We start from the raw sequence: 20,313 nt of genomic DNA, 5'->3' as shown, positions 1-20,313 counted from the left end.
CGGATCCTCACAGACTCCCCAGCGGTCGGCAAGGGACTAAAGGGTGGTGCGGTCCGTGTCGAACCGACCACTCGCCGCTGCCCACTCCCGCAGTTTCGGCGGATAGCCGGGGCCGAGGCGCAGGGTGACGTCCTGGCGCCTGACCGGGTCGCCGCAATGCGAGCAGACCACGGTCACGTCGGCGTCGTGCCCGCAGGACTCGTGCCGCACTTCGATCGGCGGCCCGGCCTCGCCGGCCAGCCATCGGTCGCCCCACCGGGACATCGCCGCGAGGACCGGGAAGAAGTCGATGCCGCGTTCGGTGAGCACGTATTCGTGGCGCGCGGGTTTTTCCTGGTAGAGGACACGCTCCAGCAGTTCGGCCTCGACCAGTGCCCGGAGCCGGTCGGTGAGCACGTTCCGCCCGATCCCGAGGCTGCGCTGAAACTCGTCGAACCGCTTGATGCCGTAGAAGGCGTCGCGCAGCACCAGCGGGGTCCACCAGTCGCCGAGCAGGTCCACGGTGCGGGCGATCGAACACGGCCACTGCGCGAACGGGGTACGTTTCACCGTCGTACCATAACAGTTGCGCTAACGAACTCACTCGGTTACCGTCCGGTCAACCAGCGAAGCAAAGGGGCCTCGAGTGAAGTATTCGGACTGTCCTGAGCACGAGGTCCAGATCCGGATCGCCGCGCCACCGGCGACGGTCTGGCCCTGGGTGCTCGACATCGGGCTGCCGGCCCGGTTCTCGACCGAGTTCGACGGCGCGGAGTGGGTGGGCTGCACCGAGCCCTCGGTCGGGGCGAAGTTCGTCGGCCACAACACCCATCCGGCGTTTGGCAGCTGGGAGACCACCAGCTTCGTGACCGGCCTCGAACCGGAACGTCTGTTCGCCTGGGCTGTCAGCGACGTCGACCGGCCGTCCTCGTCCTGGCGCTTCGAGCTGACCTCCGACGGCGAGGGCACCATCCTGCGGCAAGGGGTCCGGATCGGCCCGGCCCGTTCGGGCCTCAGCTTCGCCATCGACAAGATGCCGGAGAAGGAGGAGCGGATCGTCGAGCGGCGGATTCGGGAGTTCCAGACCAACATGCTGGCCACTGTCGAGGGCATCAAATCCCTGGCCGAGGCGGACGAAACCTGATGCGGATCTCGATCCAGCTCTCCGCCGAGGCCACCGACTGGGCCGATCTGGTCACCTACGTGGTGGAGGCAGAGCGGCTCGGCGTCGACATCTGCTGGGTGGCCGAGGCCTGGGGCTGCGACGCGGCCTCGCCGCTGGGCTACCTCGCCGCGAAGACCGACCGGATGCTGCTCGGCTCCGGGATCCTCCAGCTCGGCAGTCGCTCGCCGGTGCTGGTCGCGATGACCGCGCTGACGCTCGCGCGCCTGTCCGGCAACCGGTTCCTGCTCGGACTCGGCGCGTCCGGCCCGCAGGTGGTGGAGGGCCTGCACGGCACGCCGTTCGCGCACCCGCTCGGGCGGATGCGCGAGACCGTCGAGATCATCCGCCAGGTCTTCGCCACCGGGCAGGCGCGGTACGACGGCGAGCACTTCCAGCTGCCGCTGCCCGGTGGCGACGGCAAGGCGATCCGGCTCAGCCAGCCGCCGAACCCGGACATCCCGATCTACCTCGCCACCCTGTCCCCGGCGATGCTCCGGCTCACCGGCGCCGTCGCGGACGGCTGGCTCGGCACGAGCTTCGTCCCGGAAGCCGCTTCGGCGTACTTCGAACACTTGGCCGCCGGAGCCGCGAAGGCCGGTCGCGACGTCGGCGAGCTGGACATCTGTCAGGGCGCGGAGGTCGCGTTCGGCGACGACGTCGAGGAGATGGCCGCGCTGCGCAAACCTGGGCTGGCGTTCAGCCTCGGCGGGATGGGCTCGGGCAGCCGCAACTTCTACAACAACGCGTACGCCAGGCTCGGCTTCGCGGACGTCGCCGAGAAGGTGCAGCAGCTCTGGCTCGACGGCCGTCGCGACGAGGCCGCGGCCGCCGTCCCGGCCGAGATGGTGCTGGCGACGACGTTGATCGGCACCGAGGCGATGGTGCGTGACCGGCTGCGCCGCTGGCGCGAGGCCGGGGTCGACACCGTCCGCCTGTACCCGGCGGGCGACACCCTCGACGAGCGCCTGGCCACCCTCGCTCGCGCGATCGAACTGGTCCGCGAAGTCTCTGCCTGAGCAGCCAGCACGCTGCGCCGTGTTGGCTGGTGCGTGCGGGTCAGCCGACCAGGGGGACGGTGATGGTCGAACTGTGGGTGCGTTTGCGGTTCCAGCCGCTTTCGGCGCCGATGCTCAACTGGATTTTCCGGTCGGCGGGGGCCCAGTAGCCGGTGCGGACGAAATAGGCGTCCATCGCGCACAATCGGGTGCAGGATTTGCGGGCGCAGATTGTTTCCCAGCCCCATTGGCGCCCGCTGGCCTCGACGCCGTTGCGGCGGACGAACAGCCGCGGGTTCCCGATTTCGCGGCAGTAGGTGCTGCCCTCCGAGATGTAGAGCACCCCGTCGATCTTGTAGAAACGCTGGTTGTCCAACAGGGTCACCTGCCCCGCGACGGCGAACGCGACCCGGCCGCCATCGTCCCCGGTCATCGTCCACTCCACACAGAATTCCTTGACGGGAACCTCGAGTGACTGGGTCATGGTGACGGCCCTGCTTTCTTACCGGGACTGTTCCCTGAAGATAAGGAATTCCGGTGCCGACGGAAGACGCTGGACCACTTTTCACCCGATGAGGGGCGATGAAAGGATGAATAGCGATTTCCGCATGAATGACGGAAAGAGCTATCCCTTCCGGGTGGTCAACACCGTATGGCGTCACGATTGGTGACGACCGGGTTCAGCCCAGCACTGTGTCCACATAGGACTTGATGGACGCGGCCGACTCCGCCGAGCTCCACATCCGCTCGACCGCCGCGTCGTCGCCGGTGCGGTGCTCGGCGATCCGCTCATGGAACGGCTGATGGAGCTGGGCCTTGGTGTGGGCGAACGCCTCGGCCGGGATCAGCGCCAGCTGGTTCGCGAGCTCTTTCGCCCGGCCGAGCACGGCGTCGGGCTCGGCGAGCTCGTCGGCTAGGCCGAGGCGCAGCGCCTCCGCGCCTTCGTGCGTCCCGCCGGTGTAGGCGAGCCGGGGCAGGATGTCGGCGCCGAAGCCACATCGCAGGATTTCCATGGCCGCCAAGGGAAAGGGCAGTCCGACGAGCAGTTCCGTGATGCCGACACGGCCGTGCGCGGCGTTGAGTACGCGCTGGTCGCAGGCCGCCGCCAGCACCGCGCCGCCCGCGATCGCGTGGCCGTTGACCGCGGCGACCACGGGACGCGGGAAGCCGAAGACGGCGAGCAGCGCGTCGGACAGCGCGGGCAGGAACTCGGCGACGTACGCCGCGCCGCCGGAGTGCACGCGGCGCAGGTCGACCCCGGCGGAGAACATGCCCCCGGTGCCGGTCAGCACGACGGCCCGTGGCCCGGCCGCCGCCACCTCGTCGAGGCGGCGGACCAGCTCGCGGCAGGATTCGAGATGCAGGGTGTTCGCCTTGCCGTCGTCCAGCCGGACGACGGCAAGGTCACCCTCCGCAGTCACGTGGATCGTCTCGGTCATGACCCGACCTTACCGCGAGTCACGGGTCAGCTGGTGATGTCCTTCGTCGCGAACCGCCGCCCGGCCAGCAGGAAGAACACCGCGGCGAAGATCACCGAGGACAGCATCCCCTTCGCCATGTTCGTCCAGTCGATGTCGGTCGAGATGAGGTCGATCCACGACGACGCGAAGTGCGTCGGCAGGTAGTTCCGCAGGTCGCCGAGTGCGGTGATCTGGTCGAGGATCTGCGAGAGGATCGACACCAGGATCGCCCCGCCGACAGCGCCCAGCGGGGCCTCGGTCATGACGCTGAGCAGCAGCGCCAGCCCGGCGACCCAAGCCAGCTGCGCCACGATGTAGAGCGTCGACAGCGCGATCGCGACGATGCTGTCGCCGAAGGCCACCGCGTCGCCGGTCGGGCTGATCGCGTCCCCGGCGCCGTACCAGATCACCCCGACGCCGAGCGAGACCAGCGGCAGCAGGATCAGCGCGGCCGCCGACAGCAGACCCGACACGATCGCCTTCTGCCGCAGCACCCGGTGCCGCGGCACCGGGATGGCGAGGAGGTACTTCAGGCTCGACCACGACGACTCGCTCGCGATCGTGTCGCCGAAGAACAGCGCCACGATCATCGGCAGCAGGAAGGTGCCCGAGACGAACAGCGCCAGCACGACGAAGTTCGGCGCGCTCGCGGTGGCGAGGTCCACGAAACCGCCGGTCCGCCGGTTCGGGTTGGACGATCCGACCTCGAACGCGATCACCAGGATGAACGGCAGCAGCGCGACGAACCCGAGCACGAGCTGGGTCCGCCGCCGTTTGAGCTGACGCTTCAGCTCGACACTGAGCCGCAGCGTCCGGTCGGCCCGGTACCCGGCGACAGCGCCGTCCGGCCCGACCTCGGTCTTCTCGTGCGACGCGACTTCGCTCAGCTCGCGCAGCGCGGCCGGATCGGTGTGCACGCCGTGGTCGGCGGTGAGGACGTCCTTCTCTTTACTCATTGCTTGACCCCTCTCCGACCAGTTCCAGGAACGCGTCTTCCAGGCGGCGCCGGGGCCCGGCCTGCTCCACTCCGACACCGGCTCGCACCAGCGTCGCCACCGCTTCGGCGCGCGGCAGGCCGTCGAGGTTCGCGTGGACGAGGTCGCCGTCGACGTCGACCCCGGTCACCCCGCCGACGACGCGCAGCGCCTCCGCGGCCGCCTCCGGCAGGTCGACCTTGAACGTCGCCTCGCCGCCCGCGGCCGCGAGCTCGCCGACCTCACCCGAGGCGACCAGCGAGCCGCGGTGCATGACCACCACGTGCGTGCAGGTCTGCTCGACCTCCGCCAGCAGGTGGCTCGACACCACCACGGTGCGCCCGGTCGCCGCGTACCGCTGCAGCACCTCGCGCATCTGGTGGATCTGGGGCGGGTCGAGCCCGTTGGTCGGTTCGTCGAGCACCATCAGCTCCGGCAGCCCGAGCATCGCCTGCGCGATCGCGAGGCGCTGCCGCATGCCCTGGCTGTACGTCTTGACCTTGCGGTTCACCGCGTCGCCGAGCCCGGCGATCTCCAGTGCCTCGGAGAAGTGCGCTCGCTCCGCCGGACGCCCGGTGCTCGCCCAGTACAGCTCGAGGTTCAGCTTCCCGGACAGGTGCGGCAGGAAGCCGGAACCCTCCACAAAGGACCCGATCCGGGACAGGACCGGCGCCCCCGGGGTGATCTTGTGCCCGAACACCCGGATCTGGCCCGAGGTCGGCGTGATCAGCCCCATCAGCATCCGCAGGGTGGTCGTCTTGCCCGCGCCGTTCGGCCCGAGCAGCCCGAGCACCTGGCCGGGCTCGACCCGGAACGACAGGTCCTTCACCGCGACGAACCCACCGGCGTAGGCCTTGGACAGGTTCTCGATCACCAGCGGCGTCTTGGCCAGCTCGGGATCGACGTCGTGGGCACGGCGACGGCGGATCGCGGCGAACGCGACGGCCGCCAGCGCGATCAGCAGCGTGACGGCGATGCCCACGAGCTGCCCGGTCGGCCAGCCCGCGCCGATCTGCTTGCCCGGCACGACCGGCACCGCGAGAGCCGCGCCGTCGGCCAAGGCGACCTTGAACACCGCGGGCTCGAGCGGCGTGGAGAAGGCCTGGTCGGTGGTGCCGACCACCAGCTGCAGCGCATGACCGGCCTCGATCGGCCGCACGACACCCGGCAGCGTCACCGTGACGTCGACGGGGGAGCCGCCCGCGGGCAGCCCGGTCACCCGGAAGGGCGCGATCGCGTTGGCGGGCAGCGTGCGGCTGCCGTCTTGGGCGATGTCGTACAGCTTCGCGTACAGGACGGCCTCGGACTGGGGCGTGCCCGCCGAAGGGTCGGCCGAGACCTTCAGGCGAATGGTCGACGAACCGGCGACGATCGTCTGCGTGTCCAGTGCCCGCGTCTTGAACTGCGCGGACTGCCCCGGCGGATCGAGGCTGAACAACGCGCCCAGTCGCGAAGAGCTGCTGGCCAGTCCGTTCAGCCCGGGAAGGCCGCTGACGGCGGGCGGGTTCGCCCCGGCCGGGCGGACGACCTGCTGCGACGGCCCGGTGAGTGCCATGGTCTTCCGCTCGGTCCCGGCGCCGGTGAGGCCCGGGTATGCGGGCGACTCGACGGTGCGCACCGAAGGGGTGCCGTCGGCGCGCAGCGTGCCCTGGACGTCGTAGCTGAACCCGGTGCCGGGATCGGTGCCCTCACCGGTGAGCGAGTACTTGAGGAAGTCGGCGATCTTGCCCCGCAGCTGCGGGCCGGGCTTGCCGCCGTCGTGGCCGCCGGTGTACCAGATCGTCTTGACCTTGCCGCCCGCCGCGGTGATCTGCCGGGCGGTGGCGTCGGACTGGTCGAGGCCGAACAGCGTGTCGTTCTCGCCCTGCACCAGCAGGGTGGGCACGGTGATCTTGTTCGTCACCGAAACGGGCGACACGCTGCGCAGCAGGTCCAGGGTTTTCTGGCTGGCCTTCCCGGTGGTCGCCAGCTCGGTGTAGGCCTGGCAGACCTCGGCGGTGAACCGGCCGCACGGGTTCGCGGCGGGACCCTGTTGTCGACCCTGTTGCTGATCCTGCTGCTGGGGCGCGGCCGCGGTGCCACCGCCGCCGGTCGTCGCCCCCTGTCCGGTGTCGCCGGTCTGCTGCCCGGCTTCGGGGGCGTCGGCGCTGGGACTCCCGGAGGCCGCCGAGCCGGAGCCCGCGGAGAAGAAGATGCCCGCCCACGACTTCTTGAACACGCCGTTCGCGCCGAACGCGCCCGCCGCCGGGGTCTGCGCCCCGACCGCGCCGGTGGTGCCGGTGTTCGGCACGAGGCCCTGGGTGAGGTCGTTGTAGGTGATCACCGGCGCGATCGCGTCGACCCGTTTGTCGGTGCCCGCCAGCAGCAGTGACAGCGCGCCGCCGTAGGAGCCGCCGGTCACGCCGACCTTCGGGTCGCCGTTGGCGTCGGTGACGACCTCGTGGCGCGTGGCCAGGTAGTCGATCAGCTTGCTCGCGTCGGCGACCTCGGCGCCCGGGGCGTTGAGCGCGATCTGCCCGGTGCTGCGGCCGAAGCCGCGCGCGGACCACGTCAACGCGACGAAACCCTTTTCGGCGAGCTCGCGCGCGTCGGTGTCGACGCTGTTCTTGTCGCCGCCGAAGCCGTGCGCGACGAGCACGGCCGGGGCCGGGGTCTTGGCCGGGAGGTACAGCGTGGAGTCGATCTGCACGGTGTCGGTGGAGCCGGGCGAGGCGGGCGCGTCGATCGTGGCCTGCTGGGTGACCACAGTGGACGGCGGTGGTCCGCTGGTCGTCCAGATGACGGCGGCCGCGGCGAGGACCACCACGACCGCGCCGAGCGCGGTCAGCCGGGCGCCGCGCGTGCGGGGGAGTGGGATTCGGGGCACGGGGTGACCGTATGTGAAGTTTCCTGAGAGCGTCGCGCCGACATCACACCGATCAGACACCGAATCAGCCACCCAAGGCGGTTTTCGACTACAAGTGACTCACGTAACATCATACTTTTGGTGACGAAGGCAACCTCAGCTGGCATTCCAGGTAAAGAACGGTCAAACTAAGGACGCTGTGAGGGGAGTATTCCTTCGCGGCGGTGTCGTCAGCACGGTGGCCTCCTGGGGCCCCCGGCACCGTCGGCCGGTGTCACAACCGGCGGAAGAGACCTCCGGTTAGTTGCTGCTATGCACTATCCGGAGGTTGGAGTTCAGATGTCTGTTCCCCTGTGGCTATGGGTCGCCACGGTCGGCGGTTTGCTCGCGCTGATCGCACTCGATCTGGTCATCGTCGATCGCAAGCCGCATGAGGTCAAGCCGGGCGAAGCCGCGCGCTGGGTCATCTTCTACATCGGCTGTGCGGTCGCCTTCGGGATCGGCATCTTCGTCTTCGCCGGCCACGACCCGGGTGTCGAGTTCTTCACCGGTTACATCACCGAGTACTCGCTGAGCGTCGACAACCTGTTCATCTTCATGATCATCATGGCCTCGTTCAAGGTGCCCGCCATCCACCAGCACCGCGTGCTGCTGGTCGGCATCCTGCTGGCGCTGGTGATGCGGAGCGCGTTCATCGCCGTCGGCGCCGCGCTCATCAACCAGTTCGTCTGGGTGTTCTTCCTCTTCGGCGCGATCCTGATCTGGACCGCGGTCAGCATGGTCCGTAAGAAGGACGAGGACGAGGAGTACCAGGAGAACGCCGTCACCCGCCTGGTCCGCAAGGTCTTCCCGGTCACCGACGACTTCCACGGCTCGAAGTCCTTCGTCAAGAAGGACGGCAAGCGCTGGCTCACCCCGATGTTCGTGGTGATCGTCGCCATCGGCAGCGCGGACCTGCTCTTCGCCGTCGACTCGATCCCGGCGATCTTCGGCATCACCCAGGAGGCCTTCCTGGTGTTCACCGCCAACGCCTTCGCGCTGATGGGCCTGCGCCAGCTGTACTTCCTGCTCGGCGGGCTCGTCACCAAGCTGGTCTACCTGTCCTACGGCCTCGCGGTCATCCTCGGTTTCATCGGCGCGAAGCTGTTCCTGCACGCGCTGCACGAGTACCACGTGGTGCCGGACTGGCTGGACATCAGCAACTGGGTCTCGCTCGGCGTGATCGTCGTGGTCCTGGCCGTCACCACCGTCGCCAGCCTGGCGAAGGCCAAGCGCACCGAAGCCGCCGAACTCGCCGCACGGTAGTTAGAACTGCTAACAATCGGGTACCGTCGGGCCTTGTGCGTCCAACTGACATCCAAGCCCTGACGGTGCCCGGCGCCCCCGCTCTGCGCGGGGACCTCCTGCTCACGGCGGTGGCCCGGCCCGACCTGAAGACCAACTCGTACCGTGGGGGGCTCCGCCGGATCGGGTTCGACGGCACGGAGACGCCCTGGACCCACGGGTCCCGCGACTCCTCGCCGTCGATCTCCCCGGACGGCCGCTGGGTCGCGTTCCTCCGCGCGGGTGACGGCGAGGGGTCGCTCTCCCGCCCGCAGCTGCACGTCATGGCGGCGTCCGGCGGCGAGGCCAGGCGCCTGACCGAACTGCCGCTCGGCCTCGAGGCGCCGGTCTGGGCGCCGGACTCGCGCCGGGTCGCCTTCGTCGCCCGCGTCCCCGAGCCGGGCCGCTACGGCACGGCCGACGCGGACGGCGAGAAGCCACCGCCCGCCGAGGAAGCCCCGAGGCGCATCACCAAGCTCTTCTACCGCGTCGACGACGTCGGCTTCCTCGGCGACCGGCCTCGTCGCCTGTTCGTCGTCGACACCTTCGCCGACGAGCCGGAGGTCGCTCCGCTGACCGACGACCGCGCGAGCGTCGAGCACCCGTCGTGGTCACCCGACGGTGAGACCGTCCTCGTGGTCGCTCCCCGGGACTGGGATGTCGAGGACACCGTCTCGACCGACGTCTACGGCGTACCCGCGGGCGGGGGCGAGTCCCGGCTGCTGGTCCGCACCGCCGGTACCGCGATGAAACCGGTGGTCGCCGGGGGCGCGATCCTCTTCTACGGCACCGAGTTCGCGGGCACCGACGAGACCGCCCGCAACACCGGCCTGTGGTCCGCCGCCTGGTCCGGCGACTCGTCGGACACCGGAGTCCCGCGCCGCCTGACCGACATCGAGACCGTTGACTGCGAACCCGGTGCCGGCTGTCCTGCCCTGTTCGGCGGCGAAGCGCTCGTCGTCGTGCGTACGCGGGGTGCCGCCGAGTTGCGCGCCGTCCCGCTCGACGCCGACCACGCGACCTTGGACACGCTTCGCAGGCTGGCGGGGGAGCGGTCCGCGGTGCGCTCTTTCGCCGTAGACGGCGACACCGTGGCCGCGGTGATCGCGACCCCGGAGAGCTCCGGTGACGTGGTGCTCCTGCCTGCCGCCCGTGTGCTGACCGACTACTCGAAGCCGGTGCGGGACAAGGGAATCCGCCCGATGGAGGAGCTGGACGCCACCGCTTCGGACGGGTACCCGGTGCATGGCTGGCTGGTCCGTCCCGAGGGCGACGGGCCGCACCCGGTGCTGCTGATGATCCACGGCGGCCCGTTCGCGCCCTACGAGTGGAGCCTCTACGACGAGGCCCAGGTGTGCGCGGCCGCCGGGTACGCGGTGGTGCTCGGCAACCCGCGCGGCTCGGCGGGCTACGGCCAGGCCCACGGCCGCGCGATCGTCGGCGGTTTCGGCACGGTGGACGCGTCGGACCTGCTCACCCTGCTCGACAAGGCGCTCGAATCGCCCGCCCTCGACGCCGACCGGGTCGGCGTGATGGGCGGCTCGTACGGCGGGTTCATGACCGGCTGGCTCGCCGCGCACCACGGCGGCCGCTTCCGCGCCGCGTGGAGCGAGCGCGCGGTCAACGCGTGGGACTCGTTCGCGGGCAGCTCGGACATCGGCTGGTTCTTCACCGGGTCGTACGTCGGTGACGACCTCGAGGAGCAGCGCAAGCGCAGCCCGCTGACGTACGCGGGGAAGATCGACATCCCGTTCGCGGTGGTCCATTCGGAGCAGGACTGGCGGTGCCCGCTGGAGCAGGCGCAGCGGATGTTCGTCGCGTTGCGGCGCAACGGGACGGAGTCGGAGTTCCTGCTCTTCCCCGGCGAGGGACACGAACTCACGCGCTCGGGCAAGCCGCGGCACCGCGTACAGCGCTTCGAGTCCGTGCTGGACTGGTGGTCCCGGCGCCTGTGACGCGCCGTTGTCCCTCGGCAATCCGCTGAGGTGAACTGCCCGCGTCGTACGTCACGACGTGGGCAGTTCACCTCAGCCGGGTCCGTGGGCTTGTCGACGTCCAGATTCCTGCACCTGTTTCGCTAACACACCGGAACCAGTTTCCGGCGATACCGCCTGTGGGCACGCATGCTCCGCGCGGGAAGCCTGTTGAGCGACGGGAAGGATCTCGCGACCGCCGCGGTCGAGGCCGGTTTCGCCAGCCCGTCCCCTTTCCCGTCGGCACCACAGGCAAAAATCGACAGGTATCGCGCGAAAGGCAGAGGCGAAGGCCGTACGCCTCCGGTGGAGTGTTCCGCCACGAGCGGAACCACTGTTCCTGTGCCCCGGACCGGTGCCAGGGTGAGCGGATGGCGGACATCCTGTACTTCCACCAGAACCGCGGCCCCGCGCCGGAACCGCTGTGGCGCGAGGTGCTCGGCCGGAGCCTGCGTGCGACGAGGGAGGAACAGGGCGGGCGGCTGGTCGACGTCGCGGAGCGGGCCGGTATCTCGCCGCAGTACCTGTCCGAGATCGAACGCGGCCGCAAGGAGCCGTCCAGCGAGATGATCGCCGCGGTCACCGGCGCGCTCGGGGTCGACCTGGCCGGCCTGCTCGCCGACATCGCCGGAGACGTCCGCCGGCTTCGCGGCGCGGGCCCCGCGGGCCCCGTGCTCATGGCCGCCTGAGGCCGCTGGTCTCAGGCCCGGCCCTCGATGACCTGGTCCGCGAGCCCGTAGCCGACGGCGCTGACCGCGTCGAACACGCGGTCCCGGTCGGTGTCGTGCCGCAGCTCCGCGACGTCGTGGCCGGTGTGCGCCGAGAGGATCTCCTCCAGCTGGGTGCGCACCCGCACCACCTCGTCGGCCTGGAGGATGAGATCCGGGATGGCGCCGCGGCCCTGCGCCGCGGGCTGGTGCAGCACCACCCGGGTGTGGGGCAGCACGAAGCGGTGCCCGGCCTCGCCCGCGGCCAGCAGCACCGCGCCCGCCGCGACCGCTTGGCCCACGCAGGTTGTCGCCACCGGCGCTTTGATGAACCGCATGGTGTCGTACAGCGCGAGCATCGCGGACGGGTCGCCACCCTCGGAGTTGATGTACAGGTTGATCTCCTGTTCCGGGTTGTCCGATTCCAAGAACAGCAACTGGGCGATCAACGCGTTCGCCACCCCCGAGTCGATCGCGGTGCCGAGGTAGAGGATCCGCTCCGAGAGCAGGTGCGAGTAGACGTCCATGATCCGCTCGCCGCCCACGGTGCGCGTGATGACGTTCGGGATGGTGTACGTGCTCATGCGGGGGCTCCCGTCGTCGAGCCGAGCACGGGCACGACCTGGTTGAGGCTGTCGACGATGTGATCGATGAAGCCGTACTCGCGTGCCTGCTCGGTGGTGAACCAGCGGTCGTGCAGCGAGTCGGCGAAGATCCGGTCGATCGGCTTGCCGGTGTCGTCCGCGATGAGACCCAGCACCGTGTCCCTGGTGTGCCGCAGGTCGTCGGCCTGCACCTCCACCTCCACGGCCGAACCGCCGATCCCCGCCGAACCCTGGTGCATCAGGATGCGGGCGTGGGGGAGTGCGAAGCGCTTGCCCGGTGTGCCCGCGGACAGCAGGAACTGGCCCGCGCTGCAGGCCAGCCCCAGCGCGAGCGTGGCCACGTCGCACGGCACGAGCCGCATCACGTCGCGGATCGCCAGCATCGACGGGACCGAGCCGCCCGGCGAGTGGATCCACAGCGCGATGTCCTTGACGGGATCCTCGCTCGCGAGGGAGAGCAGCTGGGTGGCGAGGACTGTTCCGTTGTCGTCGTCGAGCGCGCCGTCGAGGACCAGCACGCGCTGGTTGAAGAAGCGTTCCCGGAGCCGGTGGTCGAACAGCGGCTGCGTGGTTTCGGTGGTCATGCTCCGACCATGCCGCCGCTCCGGTGCCGTTCGCCGGTTTCTCTGCTGTGGGCAGATCAGCTCTCAGCAGGACCCGCTCAGTTGAGCAGCGTGTAGTTCAGCTCCTCGCACACCCGGCCGAGCGGCACGTCGAGGCCGGGGTGGTCCAGCGGGAGCAGGACGTCCGGCGCGATCGGCAGCGCGTTTCCGGCGGGCGGGTCCCACAGCGCGAGCGAGGGGCCGCCGGAGTCCATGGACGAGCGGTACCAGAGCCCGTCGAGGTCGCCGAACGCCGCGCGGATCGCCCGTGACCAGGCCTGGGTGATCTTTTTCGGGCCGCTGGAGATCTCCTGCGAGGCGCCGACCCGCGTCGGCCACAGGCCGGACAGGTCCAGCAGCCGCAGGGTCCGCGTCGGGCGGACCACCACCAGGCGCGGGCCGCGGGTCTTGCGGTCGACCGTCGACGTCGTCTGGTAGACCTCCGCGACGCTCGTGCGCACAGTCAGGCCGAAGTACAGCACCCCGTTCTCGGGGTCGGTGACGGGCTGACCGCCGCGGCCGGGGGTCTGCTGGTCGAACCGGCCGTGCGGGAGCGGGCCGGTGTAGCGGAACGAGTTCCACTGCTGGGGGTGATTGCCGTGCGCGGTGAAGATGCGGACCAGCCTGGTGCCGGAGTGCACCTCCACCACGTCCTGGGGCCGGTGCAGCTCCTTGACCAGGACGGAGCGTGCGGGCGGCAGGGGAAGCCGGGCCATGCGTAGGGGGTCGTCCGTCCTTGTCGGTGATCTTGCTCTGGAGGCTCAGCCTAGAACGGCGAGCCGAGCGTGGCGATGAGACGCGCGACATGATCGGGATCGCCGCCCGAAAGGAGCCACTGGCGCGGGGTCGCCGGGTGCTCGTTGATCACCAGGTCGGTCTGCGGGGTGCTCATGAACGCGGCCACCACCAGCGCGGGCTGGTCCTCCGGCAACGCGCGGAGCACGACCTCGAGGCCCGGCAGCACCCCCGAACCGGCGAACTGCCAGGACGGCAGGCGCCAGCCCGCGTCCTTCCAGCCGGTGAGCCTGCCTTCCTTGAGGCGGTGCCGGATGCGGCTGTCGTCCACGCCCAGCGCCTTGGCGGCCTCGGTCACGGTCATCGCGGAATCGGCCAGCACGGCGTGCGCGGCGACGGTGCGGGCCCGGAAATCCGGCTCGGACTCGTCACGCGGAGTCAGATCGAGCCCCACGTCCGTGAGCGCTTCGCGCTGATCGGGTGAAAAGTAGTGGGAAGGGTCCGGGTTCGGTGGTGACAGCCTGCGCGCCGCGTTCTCGACCAGGGTGAGGAACTCGTTGGCGTCGACCTTAAGGCCGGCCTTGGCGAGGACGTTCTCCAGCGCTAGCGACATACGCCTAGCGTAGCTTGGATGTGCGGGTTCGTGCGGTTGTTCACCGGATCTGTGGGTGAATTCACCAAAGATCGACACGTAGCGCACAATATCAAACACACGGAGTAGGTATTTCGGGTTAGTCTGCCCTCAACAGGCGACCTTGTCCAGCCGCGCGCAGGCTTGACACTGTGACCTGTGCACTTTACTTTCCGTAGTAATCGATTTCTTGCCCCGCACCGCACTGGTCCGGCTGGGTGTGCCCGGCTTGGGGGACACAGGGGGTGGGGCGTGCCCGGTCGATCGGCCCCGTGCCGGTCCTCCGGGTACGTCTTCCCCACCCGCCGGGGGCAGGTCTAATCCGGCTTCCGCGAACTCCGCCGCACGATCAGCTGCGCCTGCAGAGTGGTCGTGGTCGCTTCGCGGGTGCTGTCGGCGATCCTGGCGAGCAGGAGTCCCGCCGCCGCCTTGCCGACCTCGTAGGCGGGCTGGGCGACCACGGTCAGCGGCGGGTCGATCAGCGTGGTCCACGGCGCGTCGTCGAAGGACACGATGCCGATGTCGCGCCCGGACCGCAGGCCCCGTTCCGCCAAAGCCTCGAGCACGCCGATCGCCATCGTGCTGTTCGCCACCAGCAGCGCGTCCGGGTGCGCTTCGTCGAGCAGGTCGAGGGTGACCGTCTTGGCGCCTGCGGCGCGGTACTCCGCCCGCCGGTAGAGCGCGTTCTCCTCGCCGACGACGTCGAGGTAGCCGGCCAGCCTGTCGTCGGCGGTGCGGACCCCGGCGGGTCCGGTCACGCAGCCGACCCGGCGATAGCCGCCGTCGAGCAGGTGCCGGGTGGCGTTGCCCGCGGCCAGGCGGGTGTCGACCAGCACCTGGTCGCCGGTGGCGTCGGGCAGCGGGCGGTCGACGGCGACCACCGGCGTGCCGAGCGCGCGCAGTCGGTCGACGTTGGTGGACCGGCCGGTGGGGGAGAGCACGACGCCCGCGACGCGTTCCTGCAGCGCCACGTCGATGTAGCGGCGCTCCTTGTCCATGTTCTCGTCGGAGTTGCACAGCACCACCGAGTAACCCGAGGTCTGCGCGAGGTCCTCGACGCCGCGGGCGATCGCGGTGAAGAACGGGTTCTCGACGTCGGAGATGATCAGCGCCAGTACCGCCGTCTCCTGACGGCGCAGATTGCGGGCTAGGCCGTTCGGGTGATAGCCCAGCTCAGTCGCTGCTTCCTGGACCCTGGCGGCGAGCGCCGGGTCCACAGTGGACTTACCGTTGAGCGCCCGCGAAACGGTCGCCGTCGACACGCCGGCCCGTGCCGCCACGTCGCTGATGGTGGCCACCGCGACCTCCGTCCTGGCATCTCCTTGACACCGTCACACCGGAAGAATAGCGTCCTGGGTAATCGTTTACCGTCCGCTAACCGGAGGGGTCGTGGCGGATCCGGGCCTGCTGCTCGGCATCGACATCGGCACATCGAGCTCCAAGGGTGTGCTGGTCGATCCACAAGGGACAGTACTGGCGCGGGCCACGCGCCCGCACACCACCTCCCATCCGTCTCCCGGCTGGGTCGAGCACGACGCGGAAACCGTGTGGTGGCATGACTTCCTCGCGTTGAGCCGGGAGCTCGTGACCGCTGCCGCCGGGCGGCCGATCGCCGGGCTCGCGGTCAGCGGGATCGGGCCGGTGCTGCTACCCGCCGACTCCGACGGCCGTCCGCTGCGGCCCGCGATCCTCTACGGCGTCGACACCAGGGCCACGGCCGAGATCGCCGAGCTCACCGGCGAGTTCGGTGCCGACGCGGTGCTGAGCCGCGGGGGCAGCGCCCTGTCTTCGCAGGCCGTGGGGCCCAAGTGGCGGTGGCTGGCCCGGCACGAGCCCGAGGTCTTCGAGCGCGCCCGGCTGTTCCTGATGGCGAGTTCGTATTTGGTCCTGCGGCTGACCGGGGAATACGTGCTCGACCACCACTCGGCGAGTCAGTGCGACCCGATGTACGACCTGCGCGGGGCGCGCTGGGCCGAGGATTGGGCCGCGGCGGTGGCGCCGGGCGTCGAACTGCCCCGGCTGGCCTGGCCCACCGAGGTCGTCGGCCGGGTGACGGCCGCGGCCGCGTCGGTGACCGGGCTCCCCGAGGGGCTCCCGGTGACGGCGGGGACCGTCGACGCGTGGGCCGAGGCGGCTTCGGCGGGGGTTTCGGCGCCGGGCGACACGATGATCATGTACGGCACCACGATGTTCCTGGTCCAGGTGCTCGCCGACCCCCGGCCGGGGCCCGGCCTGTGGACCACGCGCGGCGTGGTGCCGGGCACGTACTCGCTCGCGGCGGGCATGGCGACCTCCGGCGCGATCACCGACTGGCTGCGCGGGCTGTTCGGCGGCGAGTTCACCGAACTGGTCGCGGCGGCCGCCGAGGTGCCCGCCGGGAGCCGTGGGCTGCTGATGTTGCCGTACTTCGCCGGTGAGCGGACGCCGGTGCCCGATCCCGACGCGCGGGGCGTCCTCGCCGGGCTGACCACCGCGCACGGCCGGGCCGAGCTCTACCGGGCGGCGCTGGAGGGCACGGCGTACGGGGTGCGGCACAACCTGGAGGCGATGGCCGCCGCGGGCGGGGCGGCCGGTCGGCTCGTCGCGGTGGGCGGTGGCACCCGGGGCGGGCTGTGGACACGGATCGTCAGCGACGTCACGCGGGCCGAGCAGCAGGTGCCCGCGGAGACCATCGGCGCGGCGTTCGGCGACGCGCTGCTCGCCGCCGTCGCGCTCGGGCTGGAGCCGGACGTCTCGTCGTGGAACCCCGTCGCCACGGTCGTCCGGCCGGACCCGGCGCGCGCCGACGTCTACGACGAGTTCTACCGGCACTACCGCGCGCTCTATCCGTCCACTGTGGACACCATGCACTTCCTCGCCGCGCGGCAGCGCGCCAATCCGTGACGGCACCGGCCTTGGCCGATGTCCGGTTTGTACCGATACCATCGATCGGCGGGTAGGTGGCCCACTCCCTACTTTCGACTCTTTGATCATTCTCCCGGTTTGCCCGAGAGCGACGGCGTCCGCCGCACGCAGTGCCCGTGGGCCAACGCTTTCTGGGACGGCGAGCAGATGGCGTTCGGTGAGGGTGTGACCACATTGGACATCACCGGGCACGAGCTCACCCACGGCGTCACCCAACACACCTCGGGACTGGGCGACGGCTACGCGGGCGCGCTGAACGAGGGGCTTTCCGACGTGTTCGGCAAGTTCATCGCGATCAAGGCGGGCGACCCCAACGCCACCGGCGCCAACCGCTGGCTGCTCGGCGTCGGCTCCTCGATCGGGCAGGTCCGTGACATGAAGAACCCGGCCAACTCGGGCGAGGGCCCCGGACCGGACCGCGTCAACGGCCGCTACTGGCTCGGCGCGAACGGCGACCCGCACATCAACGCCGGTGTGGTGGGCAAGGCCGACTACCTGATCACCGACGGGGACACGTTCAACGGCCAGACCGTGCGCGGCCTCGGCGAGAACAAGTCGATCGCCCTGTGGTGGAAGGTGGAGAACCTGCTGCGGCCGACCTCCACGTTCAAGGACCTGGGCGTGGCGCTGAACTCGGCGTGCACCGCCAACGCCAGGACCGGCGTCGCCGGCACGACCACGGCCGACTGCACGCAGGTCGCGAACGCGGTGAAGGCCACCCAGCTCAACCTGGCGCCGTAACCACTTTGCCTCACCGGGTCCGTGAAGGCCATCCTGTTCAGGGTGGCCTTCACGGACTACTGCGTTACGGGGTGGCGGCCGATCCGGTGCGGCCCGGCGACCACGAGGCCGCCGATCGCGGCGGTCCACAGCCACCACGGGTTGACGAAGTGCCAGCTGATCACGCAGACGAGCGTCCAGACGCTCAGCTGAAGAAGGGTGGCCAGCACCCACAGGAGCGTGATCGCGTAGAGCACCTTCGACCACGAGGAGCGTTCGGCGCGTTCGGACATCGGATTCCCCCAGTTTCTTTTGTGGTGCTTGACCATTCTGCGGTGGCGAGGCCCGGTAAGAAATGCGGGACGCATGCTTGACAAGGTCCCGGCCCCGGGGTTAGGGCAGGTGGCGATTACCTCTCCGCTGTGCCACGCTTCCCGCATGCGACCCACCCTGTTCGAGTTCGCCGGCGGCGAGCCCGCGTTTCTCGCGCTGGCCGCGGCGCATCACTCGCGGTGTCTTCGGGATCCCGAGCTGAACCACCCGTTTTCCCATCCTGGGCAGCATCCCCGGCACGTCGAACGGCTGGCCGCCTACTGGGCGGAGGCACTGGGCGGGCCGCCCGGCTACTCGCGCGACTGCGGCGACCAGTCCGCGATGCTGGTCATGCACGCGGGCAACGGGGACATGAGCGACCTGGGCCGCCGGTTCGTCGACTGCTTCGTGCTGGCGGCCGACGATGCCGGGCTCCCGGCCGATCCCGAGTTCCGCGCGGCCCTGCGTGCCTACATGGAATGGGCGGTGGACGGGGTGCTGGCCCATCCGCTGCGCGAGGACGTTCCGGCGGACCTGGCTGTGCCGCGGTGGTCGTGGGACGGTCCCGCGGCCTGACGGGTTCGGCCAATCGTGCGACCTCGGTAACGGACTCGTCGCTCAAACGGACTGATTCACCGGTGTGGTGCCCGTGCGCGGTGGATCAGACGGAGGCTCAGCGATGAAAGTCGACCTGTTCAACGAGATCCAGAACCCCCGGCCGTGGAGCGAGGACCACGAACAGGTCCGGTTCGCCCAGGCCATCGAGCAGGCCGTGCTCGCGGACGAACTCGGCTACGGATGCTGGTGGCAGGTCGAGCACCACGGGGCGGGCGAGTTCAGTCTCTCCTCGGCACCGGAGCTGATGCTCGCGGCCCTTTCCCAGCGCACCAGCCGGATCCGGCTCGGGCACTCCGCCGTGCTCGCCCCCGGCCGGTTCAACCACCCGATCCGGGTGGCCGAGCGGGCGGCGACGCTCGATCACCTCAGCGGCGGCCGGGTCGAGCTCGGCCTGACCCGGTCCACGATCCCGGAGTGGCGCCTGTTCGGCATCGACCCGGACGACGCGCGCGCCGAGACGCAGCAGGCCTTCGAGATGCTGCCGAAGATGTGGACCTCGGACCGGTTTTCCCACCACAGCGCGACTTACCGGATCGACGACGTGCCGATCTCGCCCAAACCGCTGCAGCGGCCGCACCCGCCGCTGTGGCAGGCGGCGGCGAGCCCGGCGTCCTTTGAGGACGCGGGCAAGCGCGGGGTTGGGGTGCTGGGGACGACCATGTGGGAGTCGCTGGAGCGAGCGAGCCGGATGATCGGGTTGTACCGCGCGGCGGCCGAGCGGTGCACGGAACCGGTGGGCGCGTTCGTGAACAACCAGGTCGGGTTCTTCACCTTCGTGCACTGCGCCGACACCGACGAGGAGGCGATGCTCAACGGCGCCGCGGCGGCAGCGGCCTGGTACACCGTCACGGCGTTGACCTTCTTCGAGGCCGCCAGCGAGTTCGTGCGGTTGACGCGGACGCAGCAGCGGCTCATCGACGCGCCGGACGGCGGCGGCCTCACCGGCGACTTCCTGCGCGGCGAGGCGAACGACCCGCCGAGCGAGGCCAAGCTGCTGATCGGCCGGATCCTGCAGGGCGAACAGGTCGCGGACGACGAGATCTTCACCGTGCTGAGCGCGCAGGACTCGCTGATCGTCGGCAGCCAGGACACCTGCCGCAAGAAGCTCCAGGCCTACGCCGAGCTCGGCATCGACCGGATGATGTGCCTGCAGCAGATCGGCGGCATCGGGCACGATGAGGTGCTCAAGAGCATCCGGCTGATCGGGGGGCTCATTCCGGAGCTGGATCCCGCTTGAACTCGTGCAGCAGGAAGATGCCGCTGAGCAGGGGCTGGCCGAGGCGCTGGTCGTCGGTCTCGACGTACTCGTCGAGGATGGTCAGGATGCGGCGGTCCAGCTCGGCGACGTCGGCGGGGGACAGGTGCAGCGCGAGCCGCTCGTAGAGCCGGACGGACTCCGGACCCGCCTCGCGCAGCTCCTCCTGGAACGCCTCGACGGGAGCGAACCTGGTCTCGGGGTCGGCGTCGTTGAGCGGTCCGTCCAGCCACCAGGTGTGCATCGCGGACCGGTAGGGCTTCTCGAGGGCACCGCTTTCGCCGGTGCGCACGGGCGCCTGCTTCAGCAGACCCGCGCCGATCAGCTGGCGGACGTGATAGAGCACCGTGCCGGGGTCGCGGTCGAGGCGGTCGGCCAGCTCTTTGTTGGTCAGCTCCTGGCGTGTGCACAGGCTGAGGATGCGCACGCGAAGCGGATGCCCGAGCGCTTTCGACTCGGCGACCGTCGCCGCGCGCCGCTGCCGTCGTCCGGCCCCCTGCTCGTCCATGC

General features: G+C 70.1%; 21 protein-coding genes. 9 read left to right on the top strand and 12 right to left on the bottom strand.

Translation table 11 applies throughout. The features are described from left to right. Nucleotides 1–36 precede the first annotated feature (36 nt). On the bottom strand, nucleotides 37–549 hold the full coding sequence (locus QMK34_RS02410; RefSeq protein ID WP_326410895.1) for a winged helix-turn-helix transcriptional regulator: 513 nt from the start codon (nucleotides 547–549) through the stop codon (nucleotides 37–39). A 76-nt stretch (nucleotides 550–625) separates the two neighbouring features. Between QMK34_RS02410 and QMK34_RS02405 the strand changes: the two genes are divergently transcribed. Both QMK34_RS02405 and QMK34_RS02400 read left to right on the top strand, forming a co-directional pair. Continuing rightward, nucleotides 626–1,123 carry an SRPBCC family protein gene (locus tag QMK34_RS02405; RefSeq protein WP_326410893.1) on the top strand — a complete coding sequence of 166 codons (498 nt, stop codon included), beginning with the start codon at nucleotides 626–628 and terminating at the stop codon, nucleotides 1,121–1,123. After that, nucleotides 1,123–2,160 (top strand): LLM class F420-dependent oxidoreductase, encoded by a 1,038-nt coding sequence (locus tag QMK34_RS02400; RefSeq protein WP_326410891.1) that lies wholly within the window; start codon nucleotides 1,123–1,125, stop codon nucleotides 2,158–2,160. The genes QMK34_RS02405 and QMK34_RS02400 overlap by 1 nt, the downstream gene beginning before the upstream one ends. A 40-nt stretch (nucleotides 2,161–2,200) precedes the next feature. Here the strand turns inward: QMK34_RS02400 and QMK34_RS02395 are convergent, their stop codons facing one another. The 4 genes from QMK34_RS02395 to QMK34_RS02380 form a co-directional block, all read right to left on the bottom strand. Then, nucleotides 2,201–2,623, bottom strand: coding sequence for a hypothetical protein (locus QMK34_RS02395; protein WP_326410889.1), 423 nt, complete (start codon nucleotides 2,621–2,623; stop codon nucleotides 2,201–2,203). 196 nt (nucleotides 2,624–2,819) lie between these two features. Then, nucleotides 2,820–3,578, bottom strand: a complete 759-nt coding sequence (locus tag QMK34_RS02390; protein WP_326410886.1) for an enoyl-CoA hydratase/isomerase family protein — start codon at nucleotides 3,576–3,578, stop codon at nucleotides 2,820–2,822. A gap of 26 nt (nucleotides 3,579–3,604) precedes the next feature. Then, on the bottom strand, nucleotides 3,605–4,555 hold the full coding sequence (locus tag QMK34_RS02385) for an ABC transporter permease (RefSeq protein ID WP_326410884.1): 951 nt from the start codon (nucleotides 4,553–4,555) through the stop codon (nucleotides 3,605–3,607). Continuing rightward, on the bottom strand, nucleotides 4,548–7,439 hold the full coding sequence (locus tag QMK34_RS02380; RefSeq protein WP_326410882.1) for an alpha/beta fold hydrolase: 2,892 nt from the start codon (nucleotides 7,437–7,439) through the stop codon (nucleotides 4,548–4,550). The genes QMK34_RS02385 and QMK34_RS02380 overlap by 8 nt, the downstream gene beginning before the upstream one ends. Before the next feature lie 318 nt (nucleotides 7,440–7,757). On the opposite strand from QMK34_RS02380, the gene QMK34_RS02375 reads away from it, so the two are divergent. From QMK34_RS02375 to QMK34_RS02365, 3 genes are all read left to right on the top strand, one after another. Continuing rightward, nucleotides 7,758–8,723: a TerC family protein gene (locus QMK34_RS02375; protein WP_326410880.1), complete on the top strand. Its 966-nt coding sequence runs from the start codon at nucleotides 7,758–7,760 to the stop codon at nucleotides 8,721–8,723. A 35-nt stretch (nucleotides 8,724–8,758) separates the two neighbouring features. Further along, the gene (locus QMK34_RS02370; protein ID WP_326410878.1) at nucleotides 8,759–10,696 is read left to right on the top strand and encodes a S9 family peptidase; all 1,938 of its coding nucleotides are present in this window, start codon (nucleotides 8,759–8,761) and stop codon (nucleotides 10,694–10,696) included. A gap of 389 nt (nucleotides 10,697–11,085) precedes the next feature. Continuing rightward, nucleotides 11,086–11,403: a helix-turn-helix domain-containing protein gene (locus QMK34_RS02365; RefSeq protein ID WP_326410876.1), complete on the top strand. Its 318-nt coding sequence runs from the start codon at nucleotides 11,086–11,088 to the stop codon at nucleotides 11,401–11,403. An 11-nt stretch (nucleotides 11,404–11,414) separates the two neighbouring features. On the opposite strand, the gene QMK34_RS02360 is transcribed toward QMK34_RS02365, so the two are convergent. The 5 genes from QMK34_RS02360 to QMK34_RS02340 all read right to left on the bottom strand — a co-directional run bounded on the left by QMK34_RS02360 (nucleotide 11,415) and on the right by QMK34_RS02340 (nucleotide 15,292). Then, nucleotides 11,415–12,005: a ClpP family protease gene (locus tag QMK34_RS02360; protein WP_326410874.1), complete on the bottom strand. Its 591-nt coding sequence runs from the start codon at nucleotides 12,003–12,005 to the stop codon at nucleotides 11,415–11,417. Beyond that, nucleotides 12,002–12,610 carry a ClpP family protease gene (locus QMK34_RS02355; RefSeq protein WP_326410872.1) on the bottom strand — a complete coding sequence of 203 codons (609 nt, stop codon included), beginning with the start codon at nucleotides 12,608–12,610 and terminating at the stop codon, nucleotides 12,002–12,004. The genes QMK34_RS02360 and QMK34_RS02355 overlap by 4 nt, the downstream gene beginning before the upstream one ends. A gap of 77 nt (nucleotides 12,611–12,687) precedes the next feature. Then, nucleotides 12,688–13,344, bottom strand: a complete 657-nt coding sequence (locus QMK34_RS02350) for an RES family NAD+ phosphorylase (RefSeq protein ID WP_326410870.1) — start codon at nucleotides 13,342–13,344, stop codon at nucleotides 12,688–12,690. Nucleotides 13,345–13,394: 50 nt separating this feature from the next. After that, a complete protein-coding gene (locus QMK34_RS02345) occupies nucleotides 13,395–13,976 on the bottom strand; it encodes a DNA-binding protein (protein ID WP_326410868.1) in 582 nt (193 codons plus the stop codon). Nucleotides 13,977–14,311: 335 nt separating this feature from the next. Continuing rightward, nucleotides 14,312–15,292 carry a LacI family DNA-binding transcriptional regulator gene (locus tag QMK34_RS02340; protein ID WP_326410866.1) on the bottom strand — a complete coding sequence of 327 codons (981 nt, stop codon included), beginning with the start codon at nucleotides 15,290–15,292 and terminating at the stop codon, nucleotides 14,312–14,314. Between the two features lie 91 nt (nucleotides 15,293–15,383). On the opposite strand from QMK34_RS02340, the gene QMK34_RS02335 reads away from it, so the two are divergent. Both QMK34_RS02335 and QMK34_RS02330 read left to right on the top strand, forming a co-directional pair. Continuing rightward, nucleotides 15,384–16,877 carry an FGGY-family carbohydrate kinase gene (locus tag QMK34_RS02335; protein WP_326410863.1) on the top strand — a complete coding sequence of 498 codons (1,494 nt, stop codon included), beginning with the start codon at nucleotides 15,384–15,386 and terminating at the stop codon, nucleotides 16,875–16,877. Nucleotides 16,878–16,976: 99 nt separating this feature from the next. After that, nucleotides 16,977–17,639 carry a M4 family metallopeptidase gene (locus tag QMK34_RS02330; RefSeq protein ID WP_326410861.1) on the top strand — a complete coding sequence of 221 codons (663 nt, stop codon included), beginning with the start codon at nucleotides 16,977–16,979 and terminating at the stop codon, nucleotides 17,637–17,639. Between the two features lie 56 nt (nucleotides 17,640–17,695). On the opposite strand, the gene QMK34_RS02325 is transcribed toward QMK34_RS02330, so the two are convergent. Continuing rightward, on the bottom strand, nucleotides 17,696–17,911 hold the full coding sequence (locus tag QMK34_RS02325) for a hypothetical protein (RefSeq protein ID WP_326410859.1): 216 nt from the start codon (nucleotides 17,909–17,911) through the stop codon (nucleotides 17,696–17,698). Between the two features lie 145 nt (nucleotides 17,912–18,056). On the opposite strand from QMK34_RS02325, the gene QMK34_RS02320 reads away from it, so the two are divergent. Beyond that, nucleotides 18,057–18,506, top strand: a complete 450-nt coding sequence (locus tag QMK34_RS02320) for a group II truncated hemoglobin (protein ID WP_326410856.1) — start codon at nucleotides 18,057–18,059, stop codon at nucleotides 18,504–18,506. Between the two features lie 103 nt (nucleotides 18,507–18,609). Continuing rightward, nucleotides 18,610–19,785, top strand: coding sequence for an LLM class flavin-dependent oxidoreductase (locus tag QMK34_RS02315; RefSeq protein WP_326410854.1), 1,176 nt, complete (start codon nucleotides 18,610–18,612; stop codon nucleotides 19,783–19,785). Here the strand turns inward: QMK34_RS02315 and QMK34_RS02310 are convergent. Continuing rightward, on the bottom strand, nucleotides 19,760–20,311 hold the full coding sequence (locus tag QMK34_RS02310; RefSeq protein ID WP_326410851.1) for an ArsR/SmtB family transcription factor: 552 nt from the start codon (nucleotides 20,309–20,311) through the stop codon (nucleotides 19,760–19,762). The genes QMK34_RS02315 and QMK34_RS02310 overlap by 26 nt on opposite strands. Between the last annotated feature and the right edge of the window lie 2 nt (nucleotides 20,312–20,313).

The organism is Amycolatopsis sp. H20-H5 (genome assembly GCF_035828755.1).
Lineage (GTDB): Bacteria > Actinomycetota > Actinomycetes > Mycobacteriales > Pseudonocardiaceae > Amycolatopsis.
The sequence above is the reverse complement of the archived record's forward strand: the minus strand, read 5'-3'. Positions and strand labels throughout refer to the sequence as shown.

What these genes read in the sequence shown, in the direction of transcription:
- QMK34_RS02400 (WP_326410891.1), top strand. Translation starts at nt 1,123, where the DNA reads ATGCGGATCTCGATCCAGCTCTCCGCCGAGGCCACCGACTGGGCCGAT.
- QMK34_RS02395 (WP_326410889.1), bottom strand. Translation starts at nt 2,623, where the DNA reads ATGACCCAGTCACTCGAGGTTCCCGTCAAGGAATTCTGTGTGGAGTGG.
- QMK34_RS02390 (WP_326410886.1), bottom strand. Translation starts at nt 3,578, where the DNA reads ATGACCGAGACGATCCACGTGACTGCGGAGGGTGACCTTGCCGTCGTC.
- QMK34_RS02385 (WP_326410884.1), bottom strand. Translation starts at nt 4,555, where the DNA reads ATGAGTAAAGAGAAGGACGTCCTCACCGCCGACCACGGCGTGCACACC.
- QMK34_RS02375 (WP_326410880.1), top strand. Translation starts at nt 7,758, where the DNA reads ATGTCTGTTCCCCTGTGGCTATGGGTCGCCACGGTCGGCGGTTTGCTC.
- QMK34_RS02365 (WP_326410876.1), top strand. Translation starts at nt 11,086, where the DNA reads ATGGCGGACATCCTGTACTTCCACCAGAACCGCGGCCCCGCGCCGGAA.
- QMK34_RS02360 (WP_326410874.1), bottom strand. Translation starts at nt 12,005, where the DNA reads ATGAGCACGTACACCATCCCGAACGTCATCACGCGCACCGTGGGCGGC.
- QMK34_RS02355 (WP_326410872.1), bottom strand. Translation starts at nt 12,610, where the DNA reads ATGACCACCGAAACCACGCAGCCGCTGTTCGACCACCGGCTCCGGGAA.
- QMK34_RS02350 (WP_326410870.1), bottom strand. Translation starts at nt 13,344, where the DNA reads ATGGCCCGGCTTCCCCTGCCGCCCGCACGCTCCGTCCTGGTCAAGGAG.
- QMK34_RS02345 (WP_326410868.1), bottom strand. Translation starts at nt 13,976, where the DNA reads ATGTCGCTAGCGCTGGAGAACGTCCTCGCCAAGGCCGGCCTTAAGGTC.
- QMK34_RS02325 (WP_326410859.1), bottom strand. Translation starts at nt 17,911, where the DNA reads ATGTCCGAACGCGCCGAACGCTCCTCGTGGTCGAAGGTGCTCTACGCG.
- QMK34_RS02320 (WP_326410856.1), top strand. Translation starts at nt 18,057, where the DNA reads ATGCGACCCACCCTGTTCGAGTTCGCCGGCGGCGAGCCCGCGTTTCTC.
- QMK34_RS02315 (WP_326410854.1), top strand. Translation starts at nt 18,610, where the DNA reads ATGAAAGTCGACCTGTTCAACGAGATCCAGAACCCCCGGCCGTGGAGC.
- QMK34_RS02310 (WP_326410851.1), bottom strand. Translation starts at nt 20,311, where the DNA reads ATGGACGAGCAGGGGGCCGGACGACGGCAGCGGCGCGCGGCGACGGTC.